Source organism: Bartonella sp. AA126HLJHH (assembly GCF_042197425.1).
In the GTDB taxonomy this organism is placed as follows: Bacteria; Pseudomonadota; Alphaproteobacteria; order Rhizobiales; family Rhizobiaceae; genus Bartonella.
Window position 1 is genome coordinate 51,685 of sequence record NZ_JBHIRU010000011.1, and the last position, 23,817, is coordinate 75,501.

Below are 23,817 nucleotides of genomic sequence, written 5' to 3' on the forward strand. Positions count from 1 at the left end.
CTATATTCTCTGTATAAATGACTCTGTGTGATACCTTCTGTATCATATAAAAGAAAAAAGAGGAATAAAGTTCTTAATTTATAGGTAAGATCATCATGTTTAAAGCACAAAATGTTTAAGGTGATGTTTCATTTTTAATAGTGAGATGTACTTTGCTTAAAGCCTTGGATAGATCATTTTGTAGAGCAGATTCGAGATCAACTATTGCGAGACCTTTATTATCGTTTGCTTTAATTTTAACGATCAATGTTTGTGAATTTTTAGCAAATTCTCCTAAGGATTTTGAAATTTTTTCTGCTTCGTCATGATTTTTTATAAGAATTTTTGGGGTCTGCGTCATCATTAGATAGAAATCGTCATAAAGTTCCTTTTTTAGATCATGTTGGCTGTCATTAAGGTTTTGCGCAAGATAAGAAAAAAGCTTATCAATGAAACCTGCATCCGTATATTGTATATTAATTTCATTGATGCCAAGGTCTTGAGACGCAGCAATCATTATATTTTTCTGACCAGAAAAAAGCTTTTCATCAACATCAATAACCTTAGCAGATATGTTCCCAGATCCAACGTTTTTCATATTGAAAGACATTGTATCAAGAAAGAGCATACGTTTTTTTTCATCGTAAGAAATATCAATTTTTCCTGAAACATTAAAGCGCTCAAGATTGATTTTTTTAAGCAAATTTAAGTCTTTTTCATTCATTTTTTTAGGTAAAACGGAAAGGTTATTGAGAGAAAGAAAAAGCTTTTTAGGGATAGGCTGTTTCCACAAACTTGGTTTGAATTGGAATGATTCGAGCGTTGCTTTCAACTGCGGTATATCAACGGTGATATTATCAACTTTGGCATCCGCTGAGGTAATGGCGAGCAGTATGTTTAGAAGAAGACCATTTTGTGCTACTTTTTCAGCGATTTTATTATTCTCTTTTCTTGCATTAAGATAAGCTTTGATTAATTTTTCAGGAGTTTGTTCAAGCGGTTTCATCTTTAAACCAGATGTTTTAAACTGTCCAAGGAAGAAAGAGCTGTTTTTTTCTGCCTCTTCAAAAATATCGACACTTATATTATTCAAAGAAATGGGGCCAGTAACGGTTTTACCTTGATTGAGAGCATTGTTTTTTCCAAAAATGATAGAGTAGGCATAGTTGATATCGATATCATGGGCTTTTATTGTATCACTTTTAGCCATAAGTTGCATCTGTTTGGCACCATTTGCTACGACCGTTTTAAGATCCATATTTTTGATACTAACTGAATGGATATGGTTATTTCTAAAATCAGAAAGCTGGAAATTCTTGATTTCAACCGTTTCTGTTCGGTTATTTTTATTTTCTATAGAAAGTTGTATATTGGGAGCAATAATTGAGGAAAGCTCAATACGCATCATTGATTGTAAAAGACGTGATGTTATCGTTCTATCCTTTTCTTTTAAGGATACATTCCGAAGAGAAATTTGGGGAATTTGCACGTGAATATTATTATGCTTTAAATCAACATTATAAAATGTAAAAGTTCCGGGAATAAAGGAAAGAGGAGGACGGGCAGAAATGGCACCAATTTTAAGTGATGTACCAGCTGGAACAGGTAATGTCACATTCTTCAAATTGATTTTACCTAGAATGCTTACTTCAGATGTTTCGGCTTTTATGGAATGACGGGCTATTTCTTTTCTTACAAAACTGTCAAGATAGGGTTTTGCAATATAAAATCCACCAACAATTATAATTGCTAAGATAGCAACAAATCCAATAATGCAAGTGAGCCAATATCTGAGGTTACTTTGATACCCACTATTAAGATTGACCATTCTTTCTTCTTTCATTTTTACCACTCTTTGAATTGAGAGTGAAGATAAATTCTTTTAAGCAACGACAAAGGTTTAAATATAGCGTGTACCAGTTTCAACAATTATCTACTCTCTATATTAGAGTTATTCTCATCTTTTTTACAATATAGCTTTATCAACTTTTATCAATTTTCTTTGGGTTCAGCACTTTATAGAAAAGCACGCATAATAAGGAGAGGCAAGTTTATGCGCATCATAATTTTTTATCACTTTAAAATTATCCTAAAATATTTCGATGTCTGCTTTTATCTTGCTGCTGTTTATAGGAATATTTAAAACATAAAAAATATGTTCTTGTTCATTATAATTTAATGGGGAGAGGTAAGTGTTATGACAGAAAATCAAATAATGGCTTTTTCGATCATTGGTCTCATGATGGTTGTTTTTATTTGGGATCGATTTCGTTATGATCTTGTTGCTATTTGTACTTTATTAATAGCTTGTGCCCTTGGTCTTGTCAGTCCGAAGGAAGCTTTTAGCGGTTTTAGTAATGATATCGTTATTATCGTGGGGAGTGTGTTTGTTGTCAGTACTGCTGTATCTCGCTCTGGTATAATGGAATTTATTATCCAACGGATATGGCCAGACGTGAAATCGGTGCGTCTTCAATTAGCTTTTTTGGTTCTTTCTGTTGTCGTATTATCAATGTTTGTTAAAAACATTGGTGCTTTGGCGATTATGCTTCCGATAGCTTTTCAGTTTGCACGTCGTTCTCAGGTTTCTCCTTCTGTCTTTTTGATGCCCATGGCCTTTGGTTCTTTGTTGGGGGGGCTTATGACACAGATAGGAACATCTCCCAATGTTGTTATTTCAGCGATGCAAGAACGTTTAGCAGGAACACCTTTTACTATGTTTGATTTTACACCAGTTGGTGCGGTTGTTGCGACGGCTGGTGTTGTATATTTGGTTCTTTTTTATTGGCTTTTGCCTGTGCGTGTGCGTTCGGGTGTATCGTTTGATGATGCCATTGATATTCGTAATTATGTTGCAGAAGTACATATTCCAATAAATTCACCGATTGTGGGAAAAAATATTGTTGATTTGGTTAAGCCATCAAGTGGTGATGTTATGGTGATTCAAATCATCAGAAACAAAGTATCTATTTCACCATTACCAGATTTTGTTTTGTCTGAAAATGATATTATTTTGCTGGAAGGATCACATACAGGGTTAGATAGCGTGATGAACTCTGCTCGTTTAGAGTTTTCTAAGGGGCGAACTATTGTTGCAGGTGATAAGGACAGTGATATTGATATTATTGAAGCAGTCATTACCCATAATTCACCTCTTATCGGTATTAGTGCGAAAGAGTTTTCTTTATTTGATCGCTATAATGTAAATTTGCTTGCGTTAAGTCGTCAACATGAAAGGGTGCGGGGAAGACTTGATGATATTATTTTCCATCTTGGAGATGTGATTGTTTTGCAAGGACAGGATGCAGTTATTCCAAATTTATTAAGAGAATTGAAATGCTTGCCCCTAGCAAAACGAAATATTGTGTTTGGAAATTTACGACATGGTTTCATCTCTTTAGCTGTTTTATTTATAGCAATTATTTTTACAGCTTTTCATATTGTTCCAGTTGCTTTTTCTTTCTTTTCTGCTGCTGCTGCAATGGTGATCTTTCGTGTTTTGCCCGCGCGTGATCTGTATCAGGCATTAGATGGCCCAATATTAGTGCTATTAGCGGCTCTTATTCCAGTGAGTGAAGCGTTAGAGAAAACAGGATGTACTGATCTCATTGGTCAATGGCTGAGCCAATTGGCAATATTTTTCCCGCCATCCGGTGCTTTAGCGCTTATGTTGGTGACAGCTATGTTGGTCACGCCATTTTTGAATAATGCAGCAACAGTGATGATGGTAGCACCAATTGCGTCAAGTTTTGCTCATTCCCTTCATTATAAGCCTGAAGCTTTTTTGATGGCTGTTGCAATTGGTGCGGGCTGTGAGTTTCTTACACCTATTGGACATCAAAGTAATATGCTCGTGATGGCGCCAGGAGGATATCGTTTTAGTGATTATCCACGTTTGGGTGCTCCATTGGCGGTGTTGATCGTTATTATTGCTGTTCCAATGCTTATGTGGGTTTGGCCCTTACAATAGGATATTTTTAGAAACTTTAAGGATCAATTATAAAAGGTTGTTAATCGTATGAAGATAAGTTGAAGGGATATACTTTATATAAAGAGCTTTAACTGAAGATTTGGAATTATACCACACTGTAATCATGGCGCTTCGGTATTTTGGATACAGATAAAAATTTATCTATTTGGTTTTAGTAGATATTCATGGAAATTTACTGTTTATTCAAGTTTTTTCAAGAATTGGTTTTTCTATTATAAATTGTATAATCCAATACAACCAACGATTGCGGTTGAAGACTTTAAAAGATTATCCCTCTATATAATGGAGAGAAAGTTCGCTTGAGATGATAGGCAATCATGATAAATATTAAGGCAGTGAATTTTTCATAATATGTAAAAGCTGTAATGTGAACAAACAGGGTGCTTACATCATTTTCGATTAAGACTGTTGCAAAAATCTGATTGAATTGGCTACATGTTGATTTAAAATAAATAAACGAGTAATTTAAAGATTTTTAGTTAATTAGGGCTACCATCTTTATCCATTTATGCGTAAAAGCACAGGTGAAGTAACTTTTTTCAAGGTATGATATATGTCGTATGATAGTTTTATTGCTGAAGTGAATGCAGAATTTCGTCAGGAAAAGGCGCTTGCTTTTTGGAGACGGTATGGTTTTTCAATTATTGGAGCAGCTATTCTTTTTATATTCATGATAGTTGCTTATCAAGTTTATCATCATACACAAATAAAGAAAGCTAGTTATATTGGTGATGCATTTGTAAAGAGTCTTGATCTTGTGGATACACGTGATTTTGATAAAGCGATAAAGCAATTAGAAACTGTTAAAACCTCTCATTTTGGGGGATATCCTTTTCTTGCTCGTTTACGTGAGGCTTCTTTACTCATGGAGAAAGGTGATATTATTAAGTCAGTGGAGATCTTTGATTCTGTTGCAGCGGATGAGAAAGCACCGCAGATTTTGCAGAAAGTTGCAAAAATTCGGGCGGCTTATATTCTGGTTGATACAGGGACATTAGCTGATGTTGAAAAGCGCATTAAAGATATGGCAAGTGATACCGATCCTATGCGTATGTCTGCAAGAGAAGCTTTAGGCTTAGCTGCTTATAAGGCGGATAAAATGGATGAGGCGGTTTATTATTTTAAGAAAATTTCTGAAGAAGGTTCTTTGGGTTTAAAAATAACAGATCGGGCTCGAATGATGCTTGAGCTTATACAAGCTGAGGGCAAGACAAATAAGGAATAAATCGATGAGCCTTACCATTGCTATCGTTGGTCGTCCCAATGTTGGGAAGTCAACGCTATTTAATCGTTTGGTTGGGCAAAAATTGGCTTTGGTTGATGATAAGCCTGGTGTAACACGTGATCGGCGTATTCATGCGGCAAAACTTCAAGATCTACGTTTTGATGTGATTGATACGGCTGGGCTGGAAGAAGCAGGTGATCATACACTTGAGGGGCGTATGCGTTCTCATACAAAAGTTGCAATTGATGAAGCGGATCTTATTTTATTTGTATTTGATGCAAAGAGCGGAATAACACCAAGTGATTTAAATTTTTCTTCATTGGTTCGCAAATCAGGAAAGCCAATTGTGCTTGTTGCCAATAAGTCTGAGTCAAGAGCGGCAACAGGAGGAGAGTATGAGGCGTGGTCATTAGGTTTGGGGGAGCCATGCCCAATATCGGCTGAACATGGTTTGGGACTTAGTGATCTGCGTGATGCAATTATAGATGCTGTTGGGTCAGAGCATGTTTTTGGCAACAACAAAGAAGAAGATAGAATGATACAACCTACATCTGTTGGTGATGATGTAAAGGATTTGGACGAAGAGGAGCTTATTTACGATGAAAGTAAGCCCATTAGGATTGCAATTGCGGGGCGTCCCAATACAGGAAAATCCACTCTTATCAATAGTATGTTGAAACAAGAGCGATTGTTAACAGGACCAGAAGCAGGACTCACGCGTGATTCTATTTCTGTAGATTGGGAATGGCGTGGTCGTCATATTAAACTTTTTGATACTGCAGGTTTACGTCGAAAGTCGAGAATTCAAGAAAAATTAGAAAAACTATCTGTTGCAGATACTTTGCGTGCTATTCGTTTTGCAGAAGTGGTGGTCATTGTTTTTGATGCAACGATACCTTTTGAAAAGCAGGATTTACAAATTGCTGATCTTGTGATTCGTGAAGGGCGTGTTCCAGTTATTGCTTTCAATAAGTGGGACCTTATTGAAAGCAGTCAGACCACATTGATTGATTTGCATGAAAAATGTGCGCGATTTCTTCCTCAAGTTCGTGGTTTGAGAGCTGTTCCTTTATCAGGACAATATGGTCAAGGGATTGATAAACTGATGGAAAATATCATGATGATGCACCGTGTATGGAATCGTCGCATTTCGACGGCTAAATTGAACCAATGGCTTGGAACTGTTGTGGCACATCATCCACCTCCTGCGGTTTCTGGACGTCGACTTAAGGTTAAATACATCACACAGGTTAAGACACGTCCTCCTGGATTTATGATTTCTTGCTCGCGCCCCAAAAGTATGCCTCAGTCGTATTTGCGTTACCTTGTCAATGGGTTACGTGAAACATTTGATATGTCTGGTATACCCATTCGCATATCATTACGAGCCTCTGATAATCCTTTTGCGACACGTTCTAAGAAGAAATGATAACTCTTTAATTTTTTAAGTGAATGAAATCTATACTTAAGAATCTTAAAAATAAGTTTTTTCAATGATCTTTCTTTTCATAAAATTAAAATTTTATTTGCTAAAGTTTTAATTTTATTGATAATCATTTATTTGCATGGCATGAGAAGAGTGTGATAGGGAGTATTTAAGAAAGAGTACATAATCCTCTTAATGGGTTATTTAAGTGCAAGAATAGATGCAATATGAGGGTAGGGGAATATAATTATGATGCTTGTTTGAAAACAGCATGAGATTATCGTTTCATAAAAATAAAGCTTATGAATAAGCGCTTTTGCTTACGATAGTTTGTCTGAATAAAAAGCAAAAATATTTGCTGAATCTACGGATATTCAATTGTAAAGAACGAAATTCATAAAAGTGGATTAAAATTTTATAAAGTAGTATGGTAATCGTGTTTAAATTTTATTGTGTTTTATTGGCTTAATCTATTTGAAATTTTGGATTTATTAATATTTTGTATTTAAAGGACCTTCTCTTAATACCCTCAAGCTCATTTCGTGATGTGGTCTGTAATGGCGGATGTAAAATACTTTGCGAATAGGATCATATAGAAACCATTGATTATTATCATTTCCATAAACTAAAAAGTGCAAGTTTATTCGAATGAAAGGGGAAAATTAACGCTCTCATACTGTTTTTAGCTTTCTATGTTCTCTTTCAAAACTAGGACTGATATAACATTGGGAGTCGGAAAATAAGATGGTATTAGTTTACACCTTTTGTTAAGCGTAAAAATGGTTGTTCTATGAGTTTTATATTATTCACGTGAACTTTTCGTTATACATTCACGGGTGCTGTCGTGAAATCGGTTTAGGTGCTTGGAATATCTTTTTAAGAAAGCATGTAAATTGAAAAATACGTTATTTCTGCAATAAAATTTATACGATAACTTGTGATAGATTTCTTTTAGTATCTTGACGAATAAATTCGGGAACAATATGATGCACACGGTTTTATGAAATGTATTCTTATGTTGCTTTTTAATTAAGGAGCCAATGATGGCGATGGGCGAGAAACCCGTTATGAGCCGTAAGGAGGCTGAAGAGGAAAAGCAAGGAGAGTGTCTTCATTCAGAGGATTTGGAATGTCGTAGTAGGAACTTAAGCGTAGCTTTAGTGCGCAAGCAAGCATTAAAGAAGCGGGAGCATAGGAATAAGCGGGAAAAATCACAAGGAAGGATGGCAGGTGCAATTAAGCTTTCCAGTGAGTTTCTGGCAAGTATTATAGTTGGTATTGTTTTGGGGGTGGGGTTTGATAAGTTAGCAGGTTCATGGCCTTGGGGATTGGTATTTTTTCTCTTCTTTGGATTTGCTGCTGGTGTATTGAGTATTCTTCGGTCTGTGGGGTATGTTTCCTCCAGTCAATTAGGAAAAAAAGGCGTATTGCGCCAAGATAAACAAAATAAAGGGGCCAATGAGAGGTCCGATAAATGAGGTTGAAGTGACAGCGCACGCTCCAGATCCTATTCATCAGTTTGAGGTTTTAAGGCTGATTAAGATTTCCATAGGAAATATGGATTTATCGTTTACAAATGTATCATTGTTTACAGTCCTCACGGTTGTTGTAACTTCTATTTTTCTCTTTATTTCATCATCGAGTCGTGGATTGGTTCCAACACGGATGCAGTCTCTTTCGGAAATGGCATATGAATTTGTAGCATCGACTCTGCGGGAATCATCTGGTGTGCAGGGAATGCAGTTTTTTCCTTTAGTTTTTTCTCTGTTTACTTTTATTTTGGTTGCTAACTTTATTGGTCTCTTTCCTTATTTTTATACGGTTACGTCTCAAATCATGATCACGTTTTCGTTAGCAATGGTGGTAATTTTGACGGTGATTGGTTATGGCTTTTATAAGCATGGGGTCAGTTTTTTGAAATTGTTCGTTCCCAGTGGAGTTCCTGTTGTGGTTTTACCTCTGGTGACAATGATTGAGGTTATTTCTTTTCTCTCCCGTCCAATTAGTCTTTCTCTTCGTCTTTTTGCGAATATGCTTGCTGGTCATATTACGCTTAAAGTGTTTTCTGGATTTGTTGTTTCAATGATTGGGGTAGGACTCGTAGGTGTGGGTGGTTCGATTTTACCGCTTATTATGACTGTAGCAATTACTGCTCTTGAGTTTTTGGTCGCATTTCTTCAGGCTTACGTCTTTACGGTTTTAACTTGTATGTATCTTAATGATGCAATTCATCCAGGACATTAATAGAACTGGCGGTTTTCCGTCGAATAATGCAATTTCGCTTTAAAGGAGAATAACATGGAAATGGTGCTTGCAGCAAAATATATTGGCGCTGGTCTTGCTTGCTTTGGTATGGCTGGAACAGCTTTAGGACTTGGTAATATTTTTGGTAGCTATCTTTCTGGTGCATTACGAAATCCATCAGCAGCAGATAGTCAGTTTGGACGTCTCGTCTTTGGTTTTGCTGTAACAGAAGCTTTGGGAATTTTTTCATTGCTCATTGCTTTATTACTTCTTTTTGGGGTTTAATCATCATCAAAAGGGTATGTCTGTTCTTTCATGAGGAAAGATTTACCCTTTTAGCTCTTAACAAGAGAGATGCCAGAAAGGTGTTTGTCAGTTATCATCGGTTATAGAGTGCTTTAATAAGCTATTTAAAGGATGAAAGAAGATGTTTGTTTCAAGCGCTTATGCACAGAACACTGAAACGTCGATAGAACATATTAAAAAGGTGGCAGAGCATGCAAATCGTGTGTTTCCGCCTTTTGATTTTGTGCATTTTGGTTCGCATTTTTTCTGGTTGGCAATTTCTTTCGGACTTTTTTATCTTTTTATCTCCCGTGTAATTGTACCACGTATTGGCGGTGTTATTGAAACACGGCGAGATCGAATCGCATCTGATTTAGATCAGGCAATGCGCATGAAGCAAGAAGCAGACATTGTTGTTGGAACTTATGAGCGGAAATTAGCAGAAGCGCGTTTGAACGCGCAGGCTATAGCGCAGGTAGCTAGTGAAGAATTAAAAGAAAAGGCAGAGCTTAAACGGAAAGAAATTGAAGAGAGTCTAGAGAAAAAACTCGCAGATGCTGAAAAACAGATAACAAAAATTCGGGATAAAGCGATGCAAAATGTTGGTTCTATCGCTGAAGAAGTAGCTCTTGAAATTGTGAAAAAATTGATTGACGTTGATATCAGCAAAGAGGCTGTTCGTTCAGTTGTTAAAACTGCGGATTATTGAGGAAGACAAAGATGACTGATACTTTTTGGGCATTTGTTGGGTTAGTTCTTTTTTTGGCTCTTTTAGTCTATTTCCAAATTCCACAGAGGGTTATACGCCATCTTGATGCGCGTGCGAAACGTATCAAAGATGAACTGGATGAGGCTCTGCGTTTTCGTGAAGAGGCACAGGAAATATTGGCTGAATATCAACGCAAACATGCAGAAGCAGAAAAAGATGCGCAAGAAATTATTGCAGCAGCAAAGCATGAAGTTGAATCTGTTATTGCTGAGGCCCGTGCAAAAGCAGAAGAATATGTAAAAAACCGCAATAAATTGGCAGAACAAAAAATTGCCCAAGCAGAAGCGGATGCAATACGCATGGTTTCTTCATCAGCGATTGATTTGGCAATTTCTACAGCACGTACCCTTATTGCAAGGGAAATAGATTCTAATAAGGCAGATGAACTTATCAAAGAGTCTCTTGAGAAAGAATCATTTATCAAAATGAAAACATATCTTAATTAATGATATTTGAGAGATAAAGAACAGTCTCTTTGGTTGCATAATTTTCTCAATATTAATTAATAAAAGTCATAAAAAAGAAAAAACTATCTTCATTATTTTTATCAGTTAATAGGGTATTTTGATTTTAAATGACAAGTTTTGAGAAGTCTGCAACCGATTGTGTAACAATGTGAGTGCGTTTGAGAAGAGCAAGACGGTTAGCACGAACATCAGGTTTTTTATCATTCACCAATACTTTTTCAAAAAATATATCAATCAATTTTCCAAGTGGCGCTAGCACACTGAGTGCAAATGATAAATTTGTTGCATTGATGGGAGCAAGAACCTTTCTTTCTACTTCACAGATTGCATGATAGAGCTGCTTTTCTTCTTTCTCGACAAAGAGCTCAGGATTAATTACATTCGCTATTGTTGTGCTTTTTTGAAATTCATTTTCAAGAATATTGGCAGTACGTTTTACAGAGGCTACAAAGTTCATTCCATCATGGGTGTTGATAAAAGCGATAAGCGATTCGACACGACGTGCAACCAATAAAAAATCATCAGAATCTTTATTTAAAACGGCTTCAAGGGCATCGTAACGAGCGCCTTCCTCTTTTAGATAGATTTTCAGACGGTCATGAAAAAAGAATAACAGATCTGATAAAATATATTCTGTTTTTTCTGGAAGCAGATTCTGCAATTGTGAATTTTCTCTTTGAGAGATTTCATACTTATTTTTTTGTTGTAAGAAAAGATTCGTTGCTAACTGGAACAGCGGCATAAGATTGATTTTCCAATCTCGCGAAAGTACAAGCCTAATAATTCCCAATGCTGCTCGTCTTAACGCATAGGGATCTTTTGAGCCCGTTGGTTTTTCATTAATGAGCCAAAAGCCAACGAGCATGTCAATTTTGTCGGAGAGCATAACGGTTATAGCAAGTGGTTCTTGTGGAAGACGATCTGTTGGTCCTTGAGGTCTATAATGGTCTTCGATTGCTACAGCTACGCGAGGATCTTCCCCTTGAAGAAGGGCGTATTTTTGCCCCATAACACCTTGTAGTTCAGGAAATTCTCCGACAATTTCTGTTTGCAAATCAGCTTTTGCAAGGATGGCTGCACGTTTTGCTAAAAGAGGATCTGTTTGTATCAAAGGGGCAATTTCTTGTGCGAGTGCAGCAATGCGTTCTACCCTTGCTCCTTGTGTACCTAATTTAGCATGAAAAGTTACATTCAAATGATCAAGTCGCGCCATTCTTTGATCGAGAGGTTTTTTTATATCAAGTTGAAATTTTTTTATAGAAGATTCCAATTGTTGAAGATCAGGCAAATCACGCTGATCGGTTTGCCAAAAATGAAGTGCATCAGAAAGACGGGCACGGACAACCTTACTATTTCCTTTCGAAATTTCTTTGCCTTCATCATTTGCAAGAATATTAGAAACGAGAATAAAATGATGAGAAAGTTTTACTTTTTCTCCTTGTTTACGGGTGACAAAACATTTTTGATTGGCTCTAATGGTCAAACGAATAATTTCTGGAGGAATATCAAGGAATGATTTGTCAAAATCACCCATCAGGATAACAGGCCATTCAACAAGACCAGCAACTTCTTCTAGGAGGGGATTATCTTGAACCAATTCTAAACCGTTTGCAAAGCAGAGATTTTGGGCATCAGCTAAAATAATATTCTTTCGTCTTTCGGCATCCAGAATGACTTTATGGGTTTCAAGTTGAGTAACATAGTCATCAAAGCGGCGCACTTGAAATGGCTCTCCATCACTTAAGAAACGATGACCATAAGTTAAATTATTGCTTTTAAGAGAACCAATTGTAAACGGAATAACATGTGTTTCACCAATTTCTGGTCCGAAGATGCAAAGAATGTTTTGTAAAGGTCTAATCCACTTCAAAGTACCACTTTGTGCTGAATCTTTTCCCCAACGCATAGATTTCGGCCATGGAAAGTTGCGGATAATATCCGGTAAAATATCGGCAATAATTTCTTCTGCAGCTCGACCTTTTTTAACAATTTTAGCAATATAAAAATGACCTTTTTTATCATCATGTCCAATATGCGCTTCAGAAACATCATTTAATCCTGTTGCACGTAGAAAACCATCAATTACATGCTGTGGTGATTTTATACTGGGACCTTTGCGTTCTTCATGGACATCTTTGGAGCGTGTGGAAAGTCCGCGTATGTCCAATGTTAGCCGACGAGGTGTCCAATATTCACGAGCAGCTTCATAGATCAATCCAGCATTCACAAGTTGATCTGTAACAGATTTCTTAAGATCAGCAGCAGCTTTTCGTTGCATACGTGCGGGGATTTCTTCACTGAAAAGTTCAAGAAGAAGATCAGACATTAGGCTTCTCCAGTATATATTTGTCCAGCTTCTGTGAGTAAGAAGGCTTCCCCACAACGGCGCGCAAGATTACGAACGCGAAGAATGTAATTTTGTCGTTCGGTTACAGAAATAACGCCACGTGCTTGCAAAAGATTAAAGATATGGCTCGCTTTAATACATTGATCATAGGCAGGAAAAACACAGCGATGGAATACATTTTCTTTATTTGGTTTTCCAGCATCAAGAAGTGCGCTGCATTCGCGTTCTGCATCGATAAAGTGCTGATGGAGCAGTTTTGTATCAGCAAATTCGAAGTTATAATATGAGTATTCCTGTTCTGCTTGTAAAAAAATATCTCTATAACTTATTTTGTTTTCTCCCTCCAAACCATTAAAGTTAAGGTCATAGACGTTATCAACCCCTTGGATATACATCGCTAGACGCTCAAGACCGTATGTGAGTTCCCCTGAAACAGGAGTGCATTCAATGCCGCACACTTGTTGAAAATAAGTAAATTGAGAGACTTCCATTCCATCGCACCAACATTCCCATCCAAGCCCCCAAGCACCAAGAGTGGGACTTTCCCAATCATCTTCAACAAAGCGAATATCATGCAGTTTTGTATCAAGCCCGATAGCTTGTAGCGACTTTATATAAAGTTCTTGTAGATTGAGCGGAGAGGGTTTGAGAAGCACTTGGAATTGATAATAGTGTTGTAAACGATTTGGATTCTTACCATATCGGCCATCTGTTGGACGTCGAGAGGGTTGGACATAAGCAACTTTCCAAGGGCGTGGTCCTAGAGAGCGTAATGTTGTTGCTGGATGAAAAGTCCCAGCTCCGACTTCCATATCGTAAGGTTGCAAAATTGCACACCCATAGTGTGCCCAATAATTTTGCAAAGTTAAGATTAGTCCCTGAAAAGAACGTTTGGGGTTAAGATGTTCAGGCAGTTTCACGCTTTATACTCTTTATATTGAACTAAACAAAAAACAAAGTAATTTTAGTTTCTCTATTTATTATTTCATGTGGTTTATGGTTAAGCATCGTTTATTGCAAACCAAATTTCAACTTTTCTTGAATTTGTTCAGAATTTTCTGGTTTTCCGTCAATTGCGTGGTTCCATTGAAAGATTGCTTCACGTTTACGCCCAACTTTCCAATAGGCATCCCCTAAATGATCATTTAGTGTTGGGTCCTCAGGTTGTAATCTGACAGCGTTTTCTAATATTTGCACTGCTTTATTATATTCTTTTAGTTTATAATAAGCCCACCCTAAAGAATCGAGAATATGACTGTTGTGAGCTTGTAAAGCAGAGGCTTTTTGTAGCATACGGAGCGATTCTTCAAGCTTCTCACCACGTTCCACAAGGGAATAGGCTAAATAATTAAGAACCTGCGGTTGATTTGGGAAAAATTCAAGTGATTTTCGCAAGTCAAGTTCTGCTTTTGGCCATTGCTTTAAACGTTCAAAAGCAATACCACGCTGATAAAAGAGTTTCCAATCGTCCTGCTGAAAGTTTTTTATCTTTGTAATAGCGTAGTCTAGAGTTTTAATGGCCTCAAGAAATTTATTATCCTGCATATAAAAAGCAACGAGCGTTATCAAAATATTACGATCATTGGGAAATTTTTTATTTAACAATGTGAGTAATTTTATTGCTTCTTTGTAATTGTTGTTATTGGCAAGAAGGAATGCAAGATGAAGTTGTCCATCTTTATAATAAGGAGATTTAGGGGATAAAGCGCGATAAAGTTTAATTGCTTGATGTGGATCGTTCAATTTAGCAGAAATGTGTGCGAGCTGAAACAGTGTTGCGTCATTTTGAGGGTATAATGCGAAAGATAATTGCTTAAAAATACGTGCAATTCGCCCTGAGTTTTTGTAGTTGAGGGCTGTTCCAAAATTATATAATACCTCGGCTGCTCCTTGTTGAGGTGTTTTAATAACTCTCTCTAAGAAAGAATTTTTTTCAATTTTTTCTTGAAAGTTTTTAAGGACTTCTCGACCTGACAACATTTGTTCGCCATGCTGGATTGTTTGAAGAGCTTGGTTGCGCATATTATGGCGCAATTGGAATGAGGCATAGGCTATGATAATACGCTCATAAGTATTAGGAGCGATAAGAGTTCCCTGTTTGTTACTCAGTGCTTTAATGAAATATTTTTTTGCATCCTTTGGCCGTTCTGCAAGGTCGCTCATAAGTGCTAGATGATAAGATATAAAAAGATCATACCAGACAGGACCTTTGAGTTTCTTAAGATCATCGATTGCCTGAGATTTTTGTCCAGATCCAAATGTAATCCAAGCGCCGATGAGTTCAGGTATTGGATTATTGGACGTAGGAAGTTCCTTTAATTTCAGAAGAGCCTTGGCAGTCTTATAATCTTTTTTGATGAGACTTTCTACTGACAAAGTTAAGGAAACAAAGGGAGTTATAACATCGTTCTCTTTGAGTTTTTGGGCTTGTTGGACAGCTTCTTTAAAGTTTCCGACCGAGAGCATAGCTTCAAGGAGCTCTTTTTGTGTTTCAATGTTATCAGGTTGATAAACCAGTGCTTGTTTAAAATAATTGATAGCAAGTTCTGTTTTATTTTCATGATTTGCAACCCTTCCAGCTAAATAAGCACCTGTAAATGAGCTTGTATGAGTTGCTGCACTTATTTTACTGTAGGTGAGGGATGGCATCAGCATGATACCCACGATAAAGAGGGCAAAAAGTCGAGATACCGTTGCAGAGCACATGGAGCTAATCCTTTTCAAGATAATCAATTGATGGTGTTGTTTATAGATCATATCTCATTACTGTGTTGAGAAATACTGCGATTCTTGCAAAGAATTCAGTTTACGCGCGCAATACAAAATTCAACAGTCTCAACGAGAGCATTATAAGCAAGATTTTCATTCATGGGAACAAGAGCATCAATTGCATATTTTCCATAGATGCGTGCTTGTTCTATTGTATCTGTGATACTATCATACTTTTCCATTAAGTGTTGCGCGTGTGCGAAGGATTCATCATTATTATTGCCATCTTCAAGCGCTTTTTTCCAGAAATCTTTTTCTACCATATTCCCACGCTCATATGCCAGAATAACAGGCATTGTGATTTTTCCTTCTCTAAAATCATCCCCTATATTTTTTCCTAAGTTTTGAGCACTACCGCTATAGTCAAGTGCATCATCAATTAATTGGAAAGCTAAACCTAAGGATGTTCCATATTCACGTAATGAAGAACGCTCTTTATTTCCATAGCCAGCAATAATGGGTCCTACTTCAGCGGCTGCTGAAAAAAGTGCTGCTGTTTTTGCATTGATGATTTTGAGATATTCTGAAGGGCTGGTTTTTATATTTTTTGCGGCAGAAAGTTGCATAACTTCTCCTTCAGCAATAATTGCAGCAGCGTTGGCTAGGACAGAGAGCGCTTCTATGGAACCGACATCGACCATCATTTTAAAGGCCTGGCCCAATAGGAAATCACCAACAAGTACACTTGCTTGATTCCCCCAAATCATCCGTGCTGTAGATTTTCCACGTCGTAAATTACTTTCATCAATCACATCATCGTGTAGTAATGTTGCTGTATGCATAAATTCAACAGCTGTTGCGAGTTTTATATGCCCGTCACTTTGATAACCGAACATATGAGCAGAAGCGAGCGTAATCATTGGGCGTAATCGCTTTCCACCTGATGAAATAAGATGGTTAGAAATTTCAGGAATCATCTCAACCTCTGATTTTGCCATAGAGAGAATAAATTGATTTACGCAATCCATATCTTTTTGAGTAAGATTGACAAGAGATTGAAGAGAAATTTGATTATTTCTTATTTGTTTTGGTTTGATAGCTGCACTCAATGTGTTTACTCCTAGAGTATTGCAATGGACATATATAAAATTTACTTTATTCATTAGCATAAAGGGGGTTTGGTTTTGACTCAAGCTTTTGATGTCGTTTAAAAGTGTTAGCTTGGAATGTTATTGGCAAGAAATGTTCTTTAGCGAGTGTAATCTTATTGTTATGAAATAATAAAAAATTTAAAATAGCAGCTGAATGGCAAAAATGCAGTTTATAAAGGTGAGCATTAGGCTTTTAAATGGATAAAGCAGCGAATCAGAGTGGTGAAACAATTGACAGTTTTCACCGCGGGAAATTTTATTTGGTTCAACCCCATAAATATGGTCATCGTTCTGGAATGGATGCGATGTTATTAGCTAGTTTGGTTCCAAGTGATTTAAAGGGCAAGGTTGTTGATTTAGGTGCAGGTGCTGGAGCTGCGGGTTTGGCTGTTGCTTCGCGTTGTCTGAAAGTTCATGTTACCTTAGTTGAACGTTCAGCTTTTATGGTATCTTACGCTCAAAAAACGCTTATGCTAAAACAAAATAAACAATTTGCTAGCCGAATTTGTTTGCTAGAAGCAGATGTTACCTTCAAAGGGATTGCCCGTATAAAAGCAGGTTTGATAGATAATAGCTTTGATTTTGCGATTATGAATCCACCTTTTAATAATCCCACCGATCGTAAGACACCTGATAAACAAAAATCTGAAGCACATGTTATGTCTGAAGCAATGTTTGATAACTGGTTGCGGAGTGCAGCAGCTATTGTTAAGCCAGGTGGATACTTAGGGCTCATTGCGCGTCCACAATCGCTGTCAGATATCTTGCGTGCTTTAGAAGGGCGTTTTGGTGGTATTTGTATAATTCCTGTGCATGCTCGTGCGAAAACAGCAGCAATTCGTCTTTTATTTTACGCAAAACGAGGAAGCCGAGCAGCTTTATCTATTTTACCGGCATTGGTTATACATGAAGGTAATGACCATACTTTTTCACCCCGAGTTGATGCAATTAATAATGGATATATAAGCTTGTGGGAACTTTTCTAATAGTATCTTGTGTTTTTTAGTTTATTATTTAAAGTCTACACTTTGTTGTTAGGGAGGTTTGACTTTGGGTGAAATTATATTTCTGCTTGTAATGTGGGGATTGATTGGCGCTTTTGGATGTTATCGCGTTCTTCCTTTTTGTTGTCCTTGCCTATTTAATTGTTCTTAATTTATAAGGAGATTTTGTTTTGATGGATTTTATTAAAAGTTTTATTCCACGCCGTTTTTCTTCCGATAAACTTGAAATTCCTGTGGTGCGCCTTCAAGGAGCAGTTATGGATTCATCAGCATCTATATCTCGTACCCTTTCCCTCAGTAGGTGTGCAAATCTTTTAGAGAAGGCTTTCGCACACAAAAAGTCACCGGTTGTTGCACTTATTATTAATTCTCCTGGTGGTTCACCTGTACAATCGCGTTTTATCTTTAAGCGCATTCGTGACTTGGCAGAAGAAAAAAATAAAAAGGTTCTTGTGTTTATTGAAGATATTGCAGCATCTGGTGGTTATATGATTGCTTGCGCAGGGGATGAAATTTTTGCAGATCCTTCTTCAATTGTTGGTTCCATTGGAGTGGTTTCAGCTTCCTTTGGTTTTCCGGAACTTTTGAAGAAAATTGGTATCGAACGGCGTGTCTACACAGCAGGAAAGAACAAAGTTACATTAGATCCATTTCAGCCAGAAAAAAAGGCGGATATTGAGCATTTGAAATCTCTCCAACTTGAAGTGCATCAAACTTTTATCGATTTGGTTAAAGAACGGCGTGCTGAAAAATTATCAGATGATTCGAATCTCTTTACAGGAATGTTTTGGAGTGGAAAACAAAGCGTTGAGCTTGGTCTGGTTGATGGATTGAATGATGTACGTTCTGTTATTAAGGAGCGCTTTGGTAATGATGCAAAACTTCGACTTATTATGCCTCCAAAAAGTTTTTTAGGACCTAAAACGCCTTCAGGAGTGACGGCACATACGGTTTATACAGTCGTTGATAGTGCATTGATGGCAGCAGAAGAGCGAGCGCTTTGGCAGCGTTATGGTTTGTGATGGAAAGGATCATTCAAGCCAGAGAGATTTTATCTAAAAACAGATGCTAGAAGGAAAAAGGCTTGCAATGATACGAATGAGAACATGTCATTTATTTTGTATGAGAACTCTTTATATTTATTGTTTTTTTAGAAAACGATTAAGAATATTCCAAGCTGTTTATAGGGCTCGTGCTAAAAGTATGGGTAAAAGGGGGGAATTTTTAAAAGAACCCTATGTAAGTGAATATTACGTCATATGATATCAAATGTACAAACTTCGTTCCAAAGACATTCCTATTTATTTACACCTATTAAATTGAATTTAGCTTTACATGTTGTGGGGCAACGTGCTGATGGGTATCATTTAATAGAAAGTTTGGTTTATTTTAGTCTTAGTGGTGATTGTCTACACTATGCACCTTGTGAAAATAATCAGTTTGTTTTGACGGGGTGGTTTGCAAAAGGACTTGTTTCCCATTTAGACAATTTGGTTATTCGCGCACGGGACTTTATGCATAAGACTTTTCCGGAATGTGCTCAACCTGCTTTTTTTCGGCTTGTAAAAACATTACCTGTTGCTTCAGGCATTGGTGGCGGCTCAGGTGATGCAGCTGGGGTTATCAGCATGTTGCGTCAACAGTGGAATCTTGATTGCCCTTACGAAGAATTAGCAAAAAAGAGCTTAGTTCTTGGTGCTGATGTTCCCATGTGCCTTTGTGCATTAGAATATCAGCAGCCGCTTTTGGTTAAAGGAATTGGTCAAGAGATGATACGACTAAAAGAAGCTTGTTCATTAGCAATAGTATTGGTTAATCATGGACAAGAGATTTCAACACCAACTGTTTTTAAAGCGTTAGAGAAGCGTCATAATCCTTCTTTAAAAATTAATACAGACGCTTTAAAAAATGTTGATTCATTGGTTGAAGCTTTACAAGAAACGCGTAATGATCTTTTTTCTCCTGCATTAAAAATAGCACCTCAGTTAGCTGAAGTGTTATCTATATTAGATGAATGTGGGGCTCTTTTTTCCCGTATGTCTGGAACGGGAGCAACTTGCTTTGGCATTTTTAAAAATAAACAAACGGCGCAACAAGCAGCTCTTTTTATCAAATCAATGCACCCAAATTGGTTTGTAAAACCTATCATGACTTTAGGAAATATTTGATAAATAAATATAAAAGCTTTTATTTCATAATGATTTTATTATACATAATGAAAGAGGGTAACCAAAGAAATGTGTTTTTTATTTTTTGTGCAAGAATTCGTGGAATGTTTGAAGAGCCATTTAAAACTGTAATGCTTGCAAAAAATGATCAGGCTACAGAAATAGATGTATGTTTGTTGTATTTGTGATGTATCAAAGATGTTTAATTTGCCGCTTCAACCAAATTTTTCGTGCGAATTGGATTTGCAAAAACAGGGTTTTTTTCATATAGCAGGTGTTGATGAAGTAGGACGGGGGCCTCTCGCTGGACCTGTGGTAACAGCAGCAGTTATCTTGGATAAAGATCTTATTCCTAATGGGTTAAATGATTCAAAAAAACTTTCTTTTCTCCAACGAAATAGACTTTATCATGAAATTTTGCAAAGTGCATTAGCGGTTTCAGTCGCCAGTCTTTGTGCTCGTACAATTGATCAATCCAATATTAGAAAAGCAACTTTAGAAGCAATGCGTCGCTGTATTATAGGATTAGTCATTCCAGTCCACTATGTCCTTGTTGATGGGCGTGATATTCCTTCTGAGTTGTCCTGTCCTGCAATGGCGTTGATTAAGGGCGATCAGCGTTCGGTTTCAATTGCAGCCGCATCTATTATTGCGAAAGTAACGCGTGACCGGATGATGGAATGTGCAGGACAAGTTTATAAAGGGTATGGTTTAGAGAAGCATGTAGGTTATGCAACGCTAGCGCATCGTACAGCTCTTGATAAATATGGACCAGTTATAGGATTACATCGTTATAGTTTTGCACCACTAAAAGAGTGTAAAAAAGGCAATTAAAATCAATAATTTATTACAAGAGTAAGGGATTTTATAATCATTGATTCTGTTATGTTTTTTTGGGTGTCTATCCCTAACCTTTTTGAAGCTTTTTTATCACTTATTCCCATCCATTTTTTCCAGATATAGAATTAGATATTTCTAACATGGGCTTGACTCTTATTGTTATTAACCGTATAGTAACGATATACGACAAGGGGCGGTAATGGCAATTGTTAGTTTTAAATATAAGGGCTTAAAATTATTTTATACGACAGGTTCCACAAAGGCTATTTGATCAGATCACTTAAAAAATTACGCGTTATCTTAACGGCTTTAACAAGTGCTACTACGCCTGAAATGTTGAGAGCGCCTGCCTTTAAAATACACCCTCTTAAAGGTGAACTTACAGGGTACTATTCTATATGGATGAATGGAAATTGGCGTGTTACTTTTCGCTTTATAGGAACAGATGTGGAGCTTGTTGATTATCAAGATTACCATTGATGAGAGGAATGAAAAAAATGACGCATAACTCCGCACATCCCGGTGAAGTTCTGAAAGTAGCTTTCTTAGAAGAAATGGGGATAACAATACAAAAATTAGCTGATCATCTCCATATGACAAGAGCTTCTCTATCAAGAGTGATTAACGGACATGCCTCTATGAGTACCGAACTTGCAGTGAAATTAGAACTAGCTGGTTTTAGTAAAGCAAAATTTTGGCTGGATATGCAAACAAATTATAATTTATGGCAAACAATGCAACAGACACAACCACCTATTTCTCCTCTGGTTTCTGATACACCTTAAACGCCGCTTTGACTTCGTTAATAATTTTGATGGTGCTTTGGTTTGTTTTTTAGCTGCCGCTCATTGCTCTAGCTTTTTTGTAGCTTTTTGATTGCTTCTATTGCAAGTCGTTTTCTATCGGCTGTTTTGGTACAAAGGGATGCCATTTTATCTTCGGTCCAGCCAAAAAGCGCTTTCATTTGTGAAACCGTAGCACCAGCATTGGCTGCACGTGTTGCTGCTAATTTTCGCAATCCGTGCGCTGATTTTTTAATACCCGCCGCATTACATGCTTCACGAAAGAGGTTGCCAAAACTTTCTTTGACAAGCTTATTTCCACCTTTACCACAAATGAATGTTTCATCACCTATGGGACCAATTTTAAGGGTTTCCTCTAGTTTTGGTAAAATAGGAAGAAAAACATCTGTTTTAAATTGGCTCTTTTCTGTTTTGAGATAAATGATATTATCTTTGACGTCTTTCCAGCTGATACGAACGGTGTCATCACGGCGCGCGCGGCGCAAGCCTGTGAAAGAAGAACATCAATCCAGACGCGTTCATGTGTACCGTGTGACCAATGGTGATAATATTTGTCTATGTCCTCTTCTAGCCATGGCAGCAATCCCCCACTGTTTAAAGATTTTGGTGCTTTTATATTAAAGGCAGGATTTCTATTTAAAAGGGCATTATCAACCGTCCAATTAAAGAGATTGTTTAAAGAGGTCAAAAAATATTTTGCCGCTGCGAGAGTAGCTCGCCTTCTGTCTACGGCGTCAAGGATGTGGTGTTTTTCTATGCTTTTATGTGCACGATCAGCAATATTTTTAGAAACATTGTTCAGAATTCTATACTTAATTTTTTAGTAGTTTCTAATTGATTATGCCATTGCATGCTTTGTAAATACTGATGCAATAACCAATCGAAAGAGCCTTTTGTAAGTCTGTTTATTTTCTTGGAGATGCCATTTTGCGCTTGTTTAATAGCCAGCGTATATTTGCTCTGATGGAAATCAATGGACTGTCATAAATTTTAGCTTTTCCACTAATAAATGTACCACCGAAAACTTGTGCATCCCCAAAAACTTTGGCATAACCATAGACTTTTGCATCATCACTTATCCAGCAATTGCCATCGACTTAGATTGTCTTCTTTTTGTATAAAAGCGCCAAGATCACCTGCCTTTATATCTCCAAAGTCTCTCAAAGCACGGATGCAGTAAAGTGTAATGTATCCACCAACCTCAATTGTTTCATCAGTCAGTTCATATTTCTTTTCCTTGATTTGCGCAGAATTCACCCGTAGCGTGAATCATGCATCACTTAAAAGTTATTAGGAATGGGTAGGGGGCTGGGAGGCATATGGGCACTCCCATTTTTTAAAAATATGCAAATTTATTTTTTTAGATGTGCTTAATTTCATATTTCCAATCAGGCAATGGAATGAGAGCTAATGCGAGTTGTCCTCTATGACACATGCATACATTAGCTTCAAAACAGGTGATTGCAACGCGCTTTTTGTTTAAAAAAATTTGATATAATTTGTTTATTGCACAAGAATTATCCTTGAGAGTTGTATTTTGATAATCTTCAAAAAGGCGATCATAATCTTTTGTGTTTTCAAATTTCTTCGTTTTTCAGAGGCAATTCCAAGTTCAGGCATATGCCATATATTCAATATCAATGTTGTTTACAACTTTCTCTAATTGTCTTTTTGAAAATCCGTATTTTCTGCTTATTGGATTTTTACGAATATCATACAAAAGTTTAATATTATTTTTGATAAGTTGATTGAAATAGTCCTCAAAGGATTTTCTTTCATAGCCAATGGTAAAAAACAAAGCTCTCATCTTTAGCAGGCTGTATGATGATATGTTTGATGTTACACACGTTTAATTTCCTTAGTAAATAGGTGGGAGCTCTATGAGCGCCTCTTTCAAAAGGGATAAATCCTCTAGCGATTATCATAGTGTTGTGGAGCAATCAGGCATCAAAGCGGGTGATGGCGGCTTTAATATCATTGTTAAAGACAATACGACCCTAACCGGAGGTATTATTGAAAGCACAGCCTCGGCGGACAAAAACAGCCTGACCACAGGAAGCATTAGTACCAGTGATATCAACAACAGTGCCCATGCTAAAGCCAGCAGCCATGGGTTTAGCCTTTCTGGGAATGACACGATAAAAAACATTGCCAAGAATGTTTTAAATCACGGCAAAGCCAAGGATGCAGCAGAAGGAGAAACCAAATCTGCTATCAGTGATGGGACTATCATCCTTACTGATATAACTGGACAGAGGGCGATGGGGCAAGATGCTGGACAAATCATTGGTGCACTCAACCGCAACACCGCTACAGCCCACCAAGCAGTAGGACAGCTAGATGTCGCACCGCTTGAGGATATATTGCGTAATCGTTTAGGTATGAGAAATAAATGGGTAGATGAATGGT

19 protein-coding genes and 4 pseudogenes are annotated in these 23,817 nt (G+C 37.1%); 15 read left to right on the forward strand and 8 right to left on the reverse strand.

Annotation, left to right across the window (positions count from 1 at the left end; genetic code table 11):
• Positions 1-115: 115 nt before the first annotated feature.
• The gene (locus ACFIQC_RS06510; protein ID WP_375621097.1) at positions 116-1,822 is read right to left on the reverse strand and encodes a hypothetical protein; all 1,707 of its coding nucleotides are present in this window, start codon (positions 1,820-1,822) and stop codon (positions 116-118) included.
• Between the two features lie 354 nt (positions 1,823-2,176).
• Here ACFIQC_RS06510 and ACFIQC_RS06515 point away from each other — a divergent pair, with 354 nt between their 5' ends.
• The 8 genes from ACFIQC_RS06515 (at position 2,177) to ACFIQC_RS06550 (ending at position 10,365) form a co-directional block, all read left to right on the forward strand.
• The gene (locus ACFIQC_RS06515; protein ID WP_375621096.1) at positions 2,177-3,949 is read left to right on the forward strand and encodes an SLC13 family permease; all 1,773 of its coding nucleotides are present in this window, start codon (positions 2,177-2,179) and stop codon (positions 3,947-3,949) included.
• A gap of 574 nt (positions 3,950-4,523) precedes the next feature.
• Entirely contained in the window at positions 4,524-5,195 is a 672-nt protein-coding gene (locus ACFIQC_RS06520; protein ID WP_375621095.1) for a tetratricopeptide repeat protein, read from the forward strand.
• Positions 5,196-5,199: 4 nt separating this feature from the next.
• A complete protein-coding gene (gene der / locus ACFIQC_RS06525; protein ID WP_375706902.1) occupies positions 5,200-6,624 on the forward strand; it encodes a ribosome biogenesis GTPase Der in 1,425 nt (474 codons plus the stop codon).
• 1,040 nt (positions 6,625-7,664) lie between these two features.
• Entirely contained in the window at positions 7,665-8,099 is a 435-nt protein-coding gene (locus ACFIQC_RS06530; protein ID WP_375621145.1) for an AtpZ/AtpI family protein, read from the forward strand.
• 7 nt (positions 8,100-8,106) lie between these two features.
• On the forward strand, positions 8,107-8,865 hold the full coding sequence (locus ACFIQC_RS06535; protein WP_375606478.1) for a F0F1 ATP synthase subunit A: 759 nt from the start codon (positions 8,107-8,109) through the stop codon (positions 8,863-8,865).
• Between the two features lie 54 nt (positions 8,866-8,919).
• Complete coding sequence (locus tag ACFIQC_RS06540) at positions 8,920-9,150, forward strand: F0F1 ATP synthase subunit C (RefSeq protein WP_005773968.1); 231 nt, start codon at positions 8,920-8,922, stop codon at positions 9,148-9,150.
• Between the two features lie 142 nt (positions 9,151-9,292).
• Positions 9,293-9,859, forward strand: a complete 567-nt coding sequence (locus tag ACFIQC_RS06545; RefSeq protein WP_375621093.1) for a F0F1 ATP synthase subunit B — start codon at positions 9,293-9,295, stop codon at positions 9,857-9,859.
• Between the two features lie 11 nt (positions 9,860-9,870).
• A complete protein-coding gene (locus ACFIQC_RS06550; RefSeq protein WP_375629554.1) occupies positions 9,871-10,365 on the forward strand; it encodes a F0F1 ATP synthase subunit B in 495 nt (164 codons plus the stop codon).
• Positions 10,366-10,489: 124 nt separating this feature from the next.
• Here ACFIQC_RS06550 and glyS read toward each other — a convergent pair whose 3' ends face one another.
• From glyS to ACFIQC_RS06570, 4 genes are all read right to left on the reverse strand, one after another.
• The gene (gene glyS, locus ACFIQC_RS06555; RefSeq protein ID WP_375706903.1) at positions 10,490-12,712 is read right to left on the reverse strand and encodes a glycine--tRNA ligase subunit beta; all 2,223 of its coding nucleotides are present in this window, start codon (positions 12,710-12,712) and stop codon (positions 10,490-10,492) included.
• The gene (locus ACFIQC_RS06560) at positions 12,712-13,653 is read right to left on the reverse strand and encodes a glycine--tRNA ligase subunit alpha (protein ID WP_375621090.1); all 942 of its coding nucleotides are present in this window, start codon (positions 13,651-13,653) and stop codon (positions 12,712-12,714) included. The genes glyS and ACFIQC_RS06560 overlap by 1 nt, the downstream gene beginning before the upstream one ends.
• 91 nt (positions 13,654-13,744) lie before the next feature.
• Complete coding sequence (locus ACFIQC_RS06565) at positions 13,745-15,439, reverse strand: tetratricopeptide repeat protein (protein WP_375621089.1); 1,695 nt, start codon at positions 15,437-15,439, stop codon at positions 13,745-13,747.
• A gap of 95 nt (positions 15,440-15,534) precedes the next feature.
• Positions 15,535-16,611, reverse strand: coding sequence for a polyprenyl synthetase family protein (locus tag ACFIQC_RS06570; protein ID WP_375621088.1), 1,077 nt, complete (start codon positions 16,609-16,611; stop codon positions 15,535-15,537).
• 179 nt (positions 16,612-16,790) lie between these two features.
• Between ACFIQC_RS06570 and ACFIQC_RS06575 the strand changes: the two genes are divergently transcribed.
• The 6 genes and pseudogenes from ACFIQC_RS06575 to ACFIQC_RS06600 all read left to right on the forward strand — a co-directional run bounded on the left by ACFIQC_RS06575 (position 16,791) and on the right by ACFIQC_RS06600 (position 21,390).
• Positions 16,791-17,579 (forward strand): tRNA1(Val) (adenine(37)-N6)-methyltransferase, encoded by a 789-nt coding sequence (locus ACFIQC_RS06575; protein ID WP_375629548.1) that lies wholly within the window; start codon positions 16,791-16,793, stop codon positions 17,577-17,579.
• 191 nt (positions 17,580-17,770) lie between these two features.
• Positions 17,771-18,619 carry a S49 family peptidase gene (locus tag ACFIQC_RS06580; RefSeq protein WP_375706904.1) on the forward strand — a complete coding sequence of 283 codons (849 nt, stop codon included), beginning with the start codon at positions 17,771-17,773 and terminating at the stop codon, positions 18,617-18,619.
• 237 nt (positions 18,620-18,856) lie between these two features.
• Complete coding sequence (locus tag ACFIQC_RS06585; protein WP_375706905.1) at positions 18,857-19,765, forward strand: 4-(cytidine 5'-diphospho)-2-C-methyl-D-erythritol kinase; 909 nt, start codon at positions 18,857-18,859, stop codon at positions 19,763-19,765.
• Positions 19,766-19,963: 198 nt separating this feature from the next.
• On the forward strand, positions 19,964-20,599 hold the full coding sequence (locus ACFIQC_RS06590) for a ribonuclease HII (protein WP_375706906.1): 636 nt from the start codon (positions 19,964-19,966) through the stop codon (positions 20,597-20,599).
• 205 nt (positions 20,600-20,804) lie between these two features.
• A pseudogene (locus ACFIQC_RS06595) lies at positions 20,805-21,085 on the forward strand (type II toxin-antitoxin system RelE/ParE family toxin).
• A gap of 17 nt (positions 21,086-21,102) precedes the next feature.
• Complete coding sequence (locus ACFIQC_RS06600) at positions 21,103-21,390, forward strand: HigA family addiction module antitoxin (protein ID WP_375706907.1); 288 nt, start codon at positions 21,103-21,105, stop codon at positions 21,388-21,390.
• A gap of 68 nt (positions 21,391-21,458) precedes the next feature.
• Here the strand turns inward: ACFIQC_RS06600 and ACFIQC_RS06605 are convergent.
• From ACFIQC_RS06605 to ACFIQC_RS06615, 3 genes and pseudogenes are all read right to left on the reverse strand, one after another.
• Positions 21,459-22,362, reverse strand: a pseudogene (locus tag ACFIQC_RS06605) (tyrosine-type recombinase/integrase); the annotation flags it as partial.
• A gap of 117 nt (positions 22,363-22,479) precedes the next feature.
• Positions 22,480-22,665, reverse strand: a complete 186-nt coding sequence (locus ACFIQC_RS06610) for a hypothetical protein (RefSeq protein WP_375706908.1) — start codon at positions 22,663-22,665, stop codon at positions 22,480-22,482.
• 103 nt (positions 22,666-22,768) lie between these two features.
• Positions 22,769-23,215: pseudogene (locus ACFIQC_RS06615) on the reverse strand (DUF488 family protein).
• A gap of 67 nt (positions 23,216-23,282) precedes the next feature.
• Between ACFIQC_RS06615 and ACFIQC_RS06620 the strand changes: the two are divergent.
• Positions 23,283-23,817 (forward strand): annotated as a pseudogene (locus tag ACFIQC_RS06620) (filamentous hemagglutinin); the annotation flags it as partial.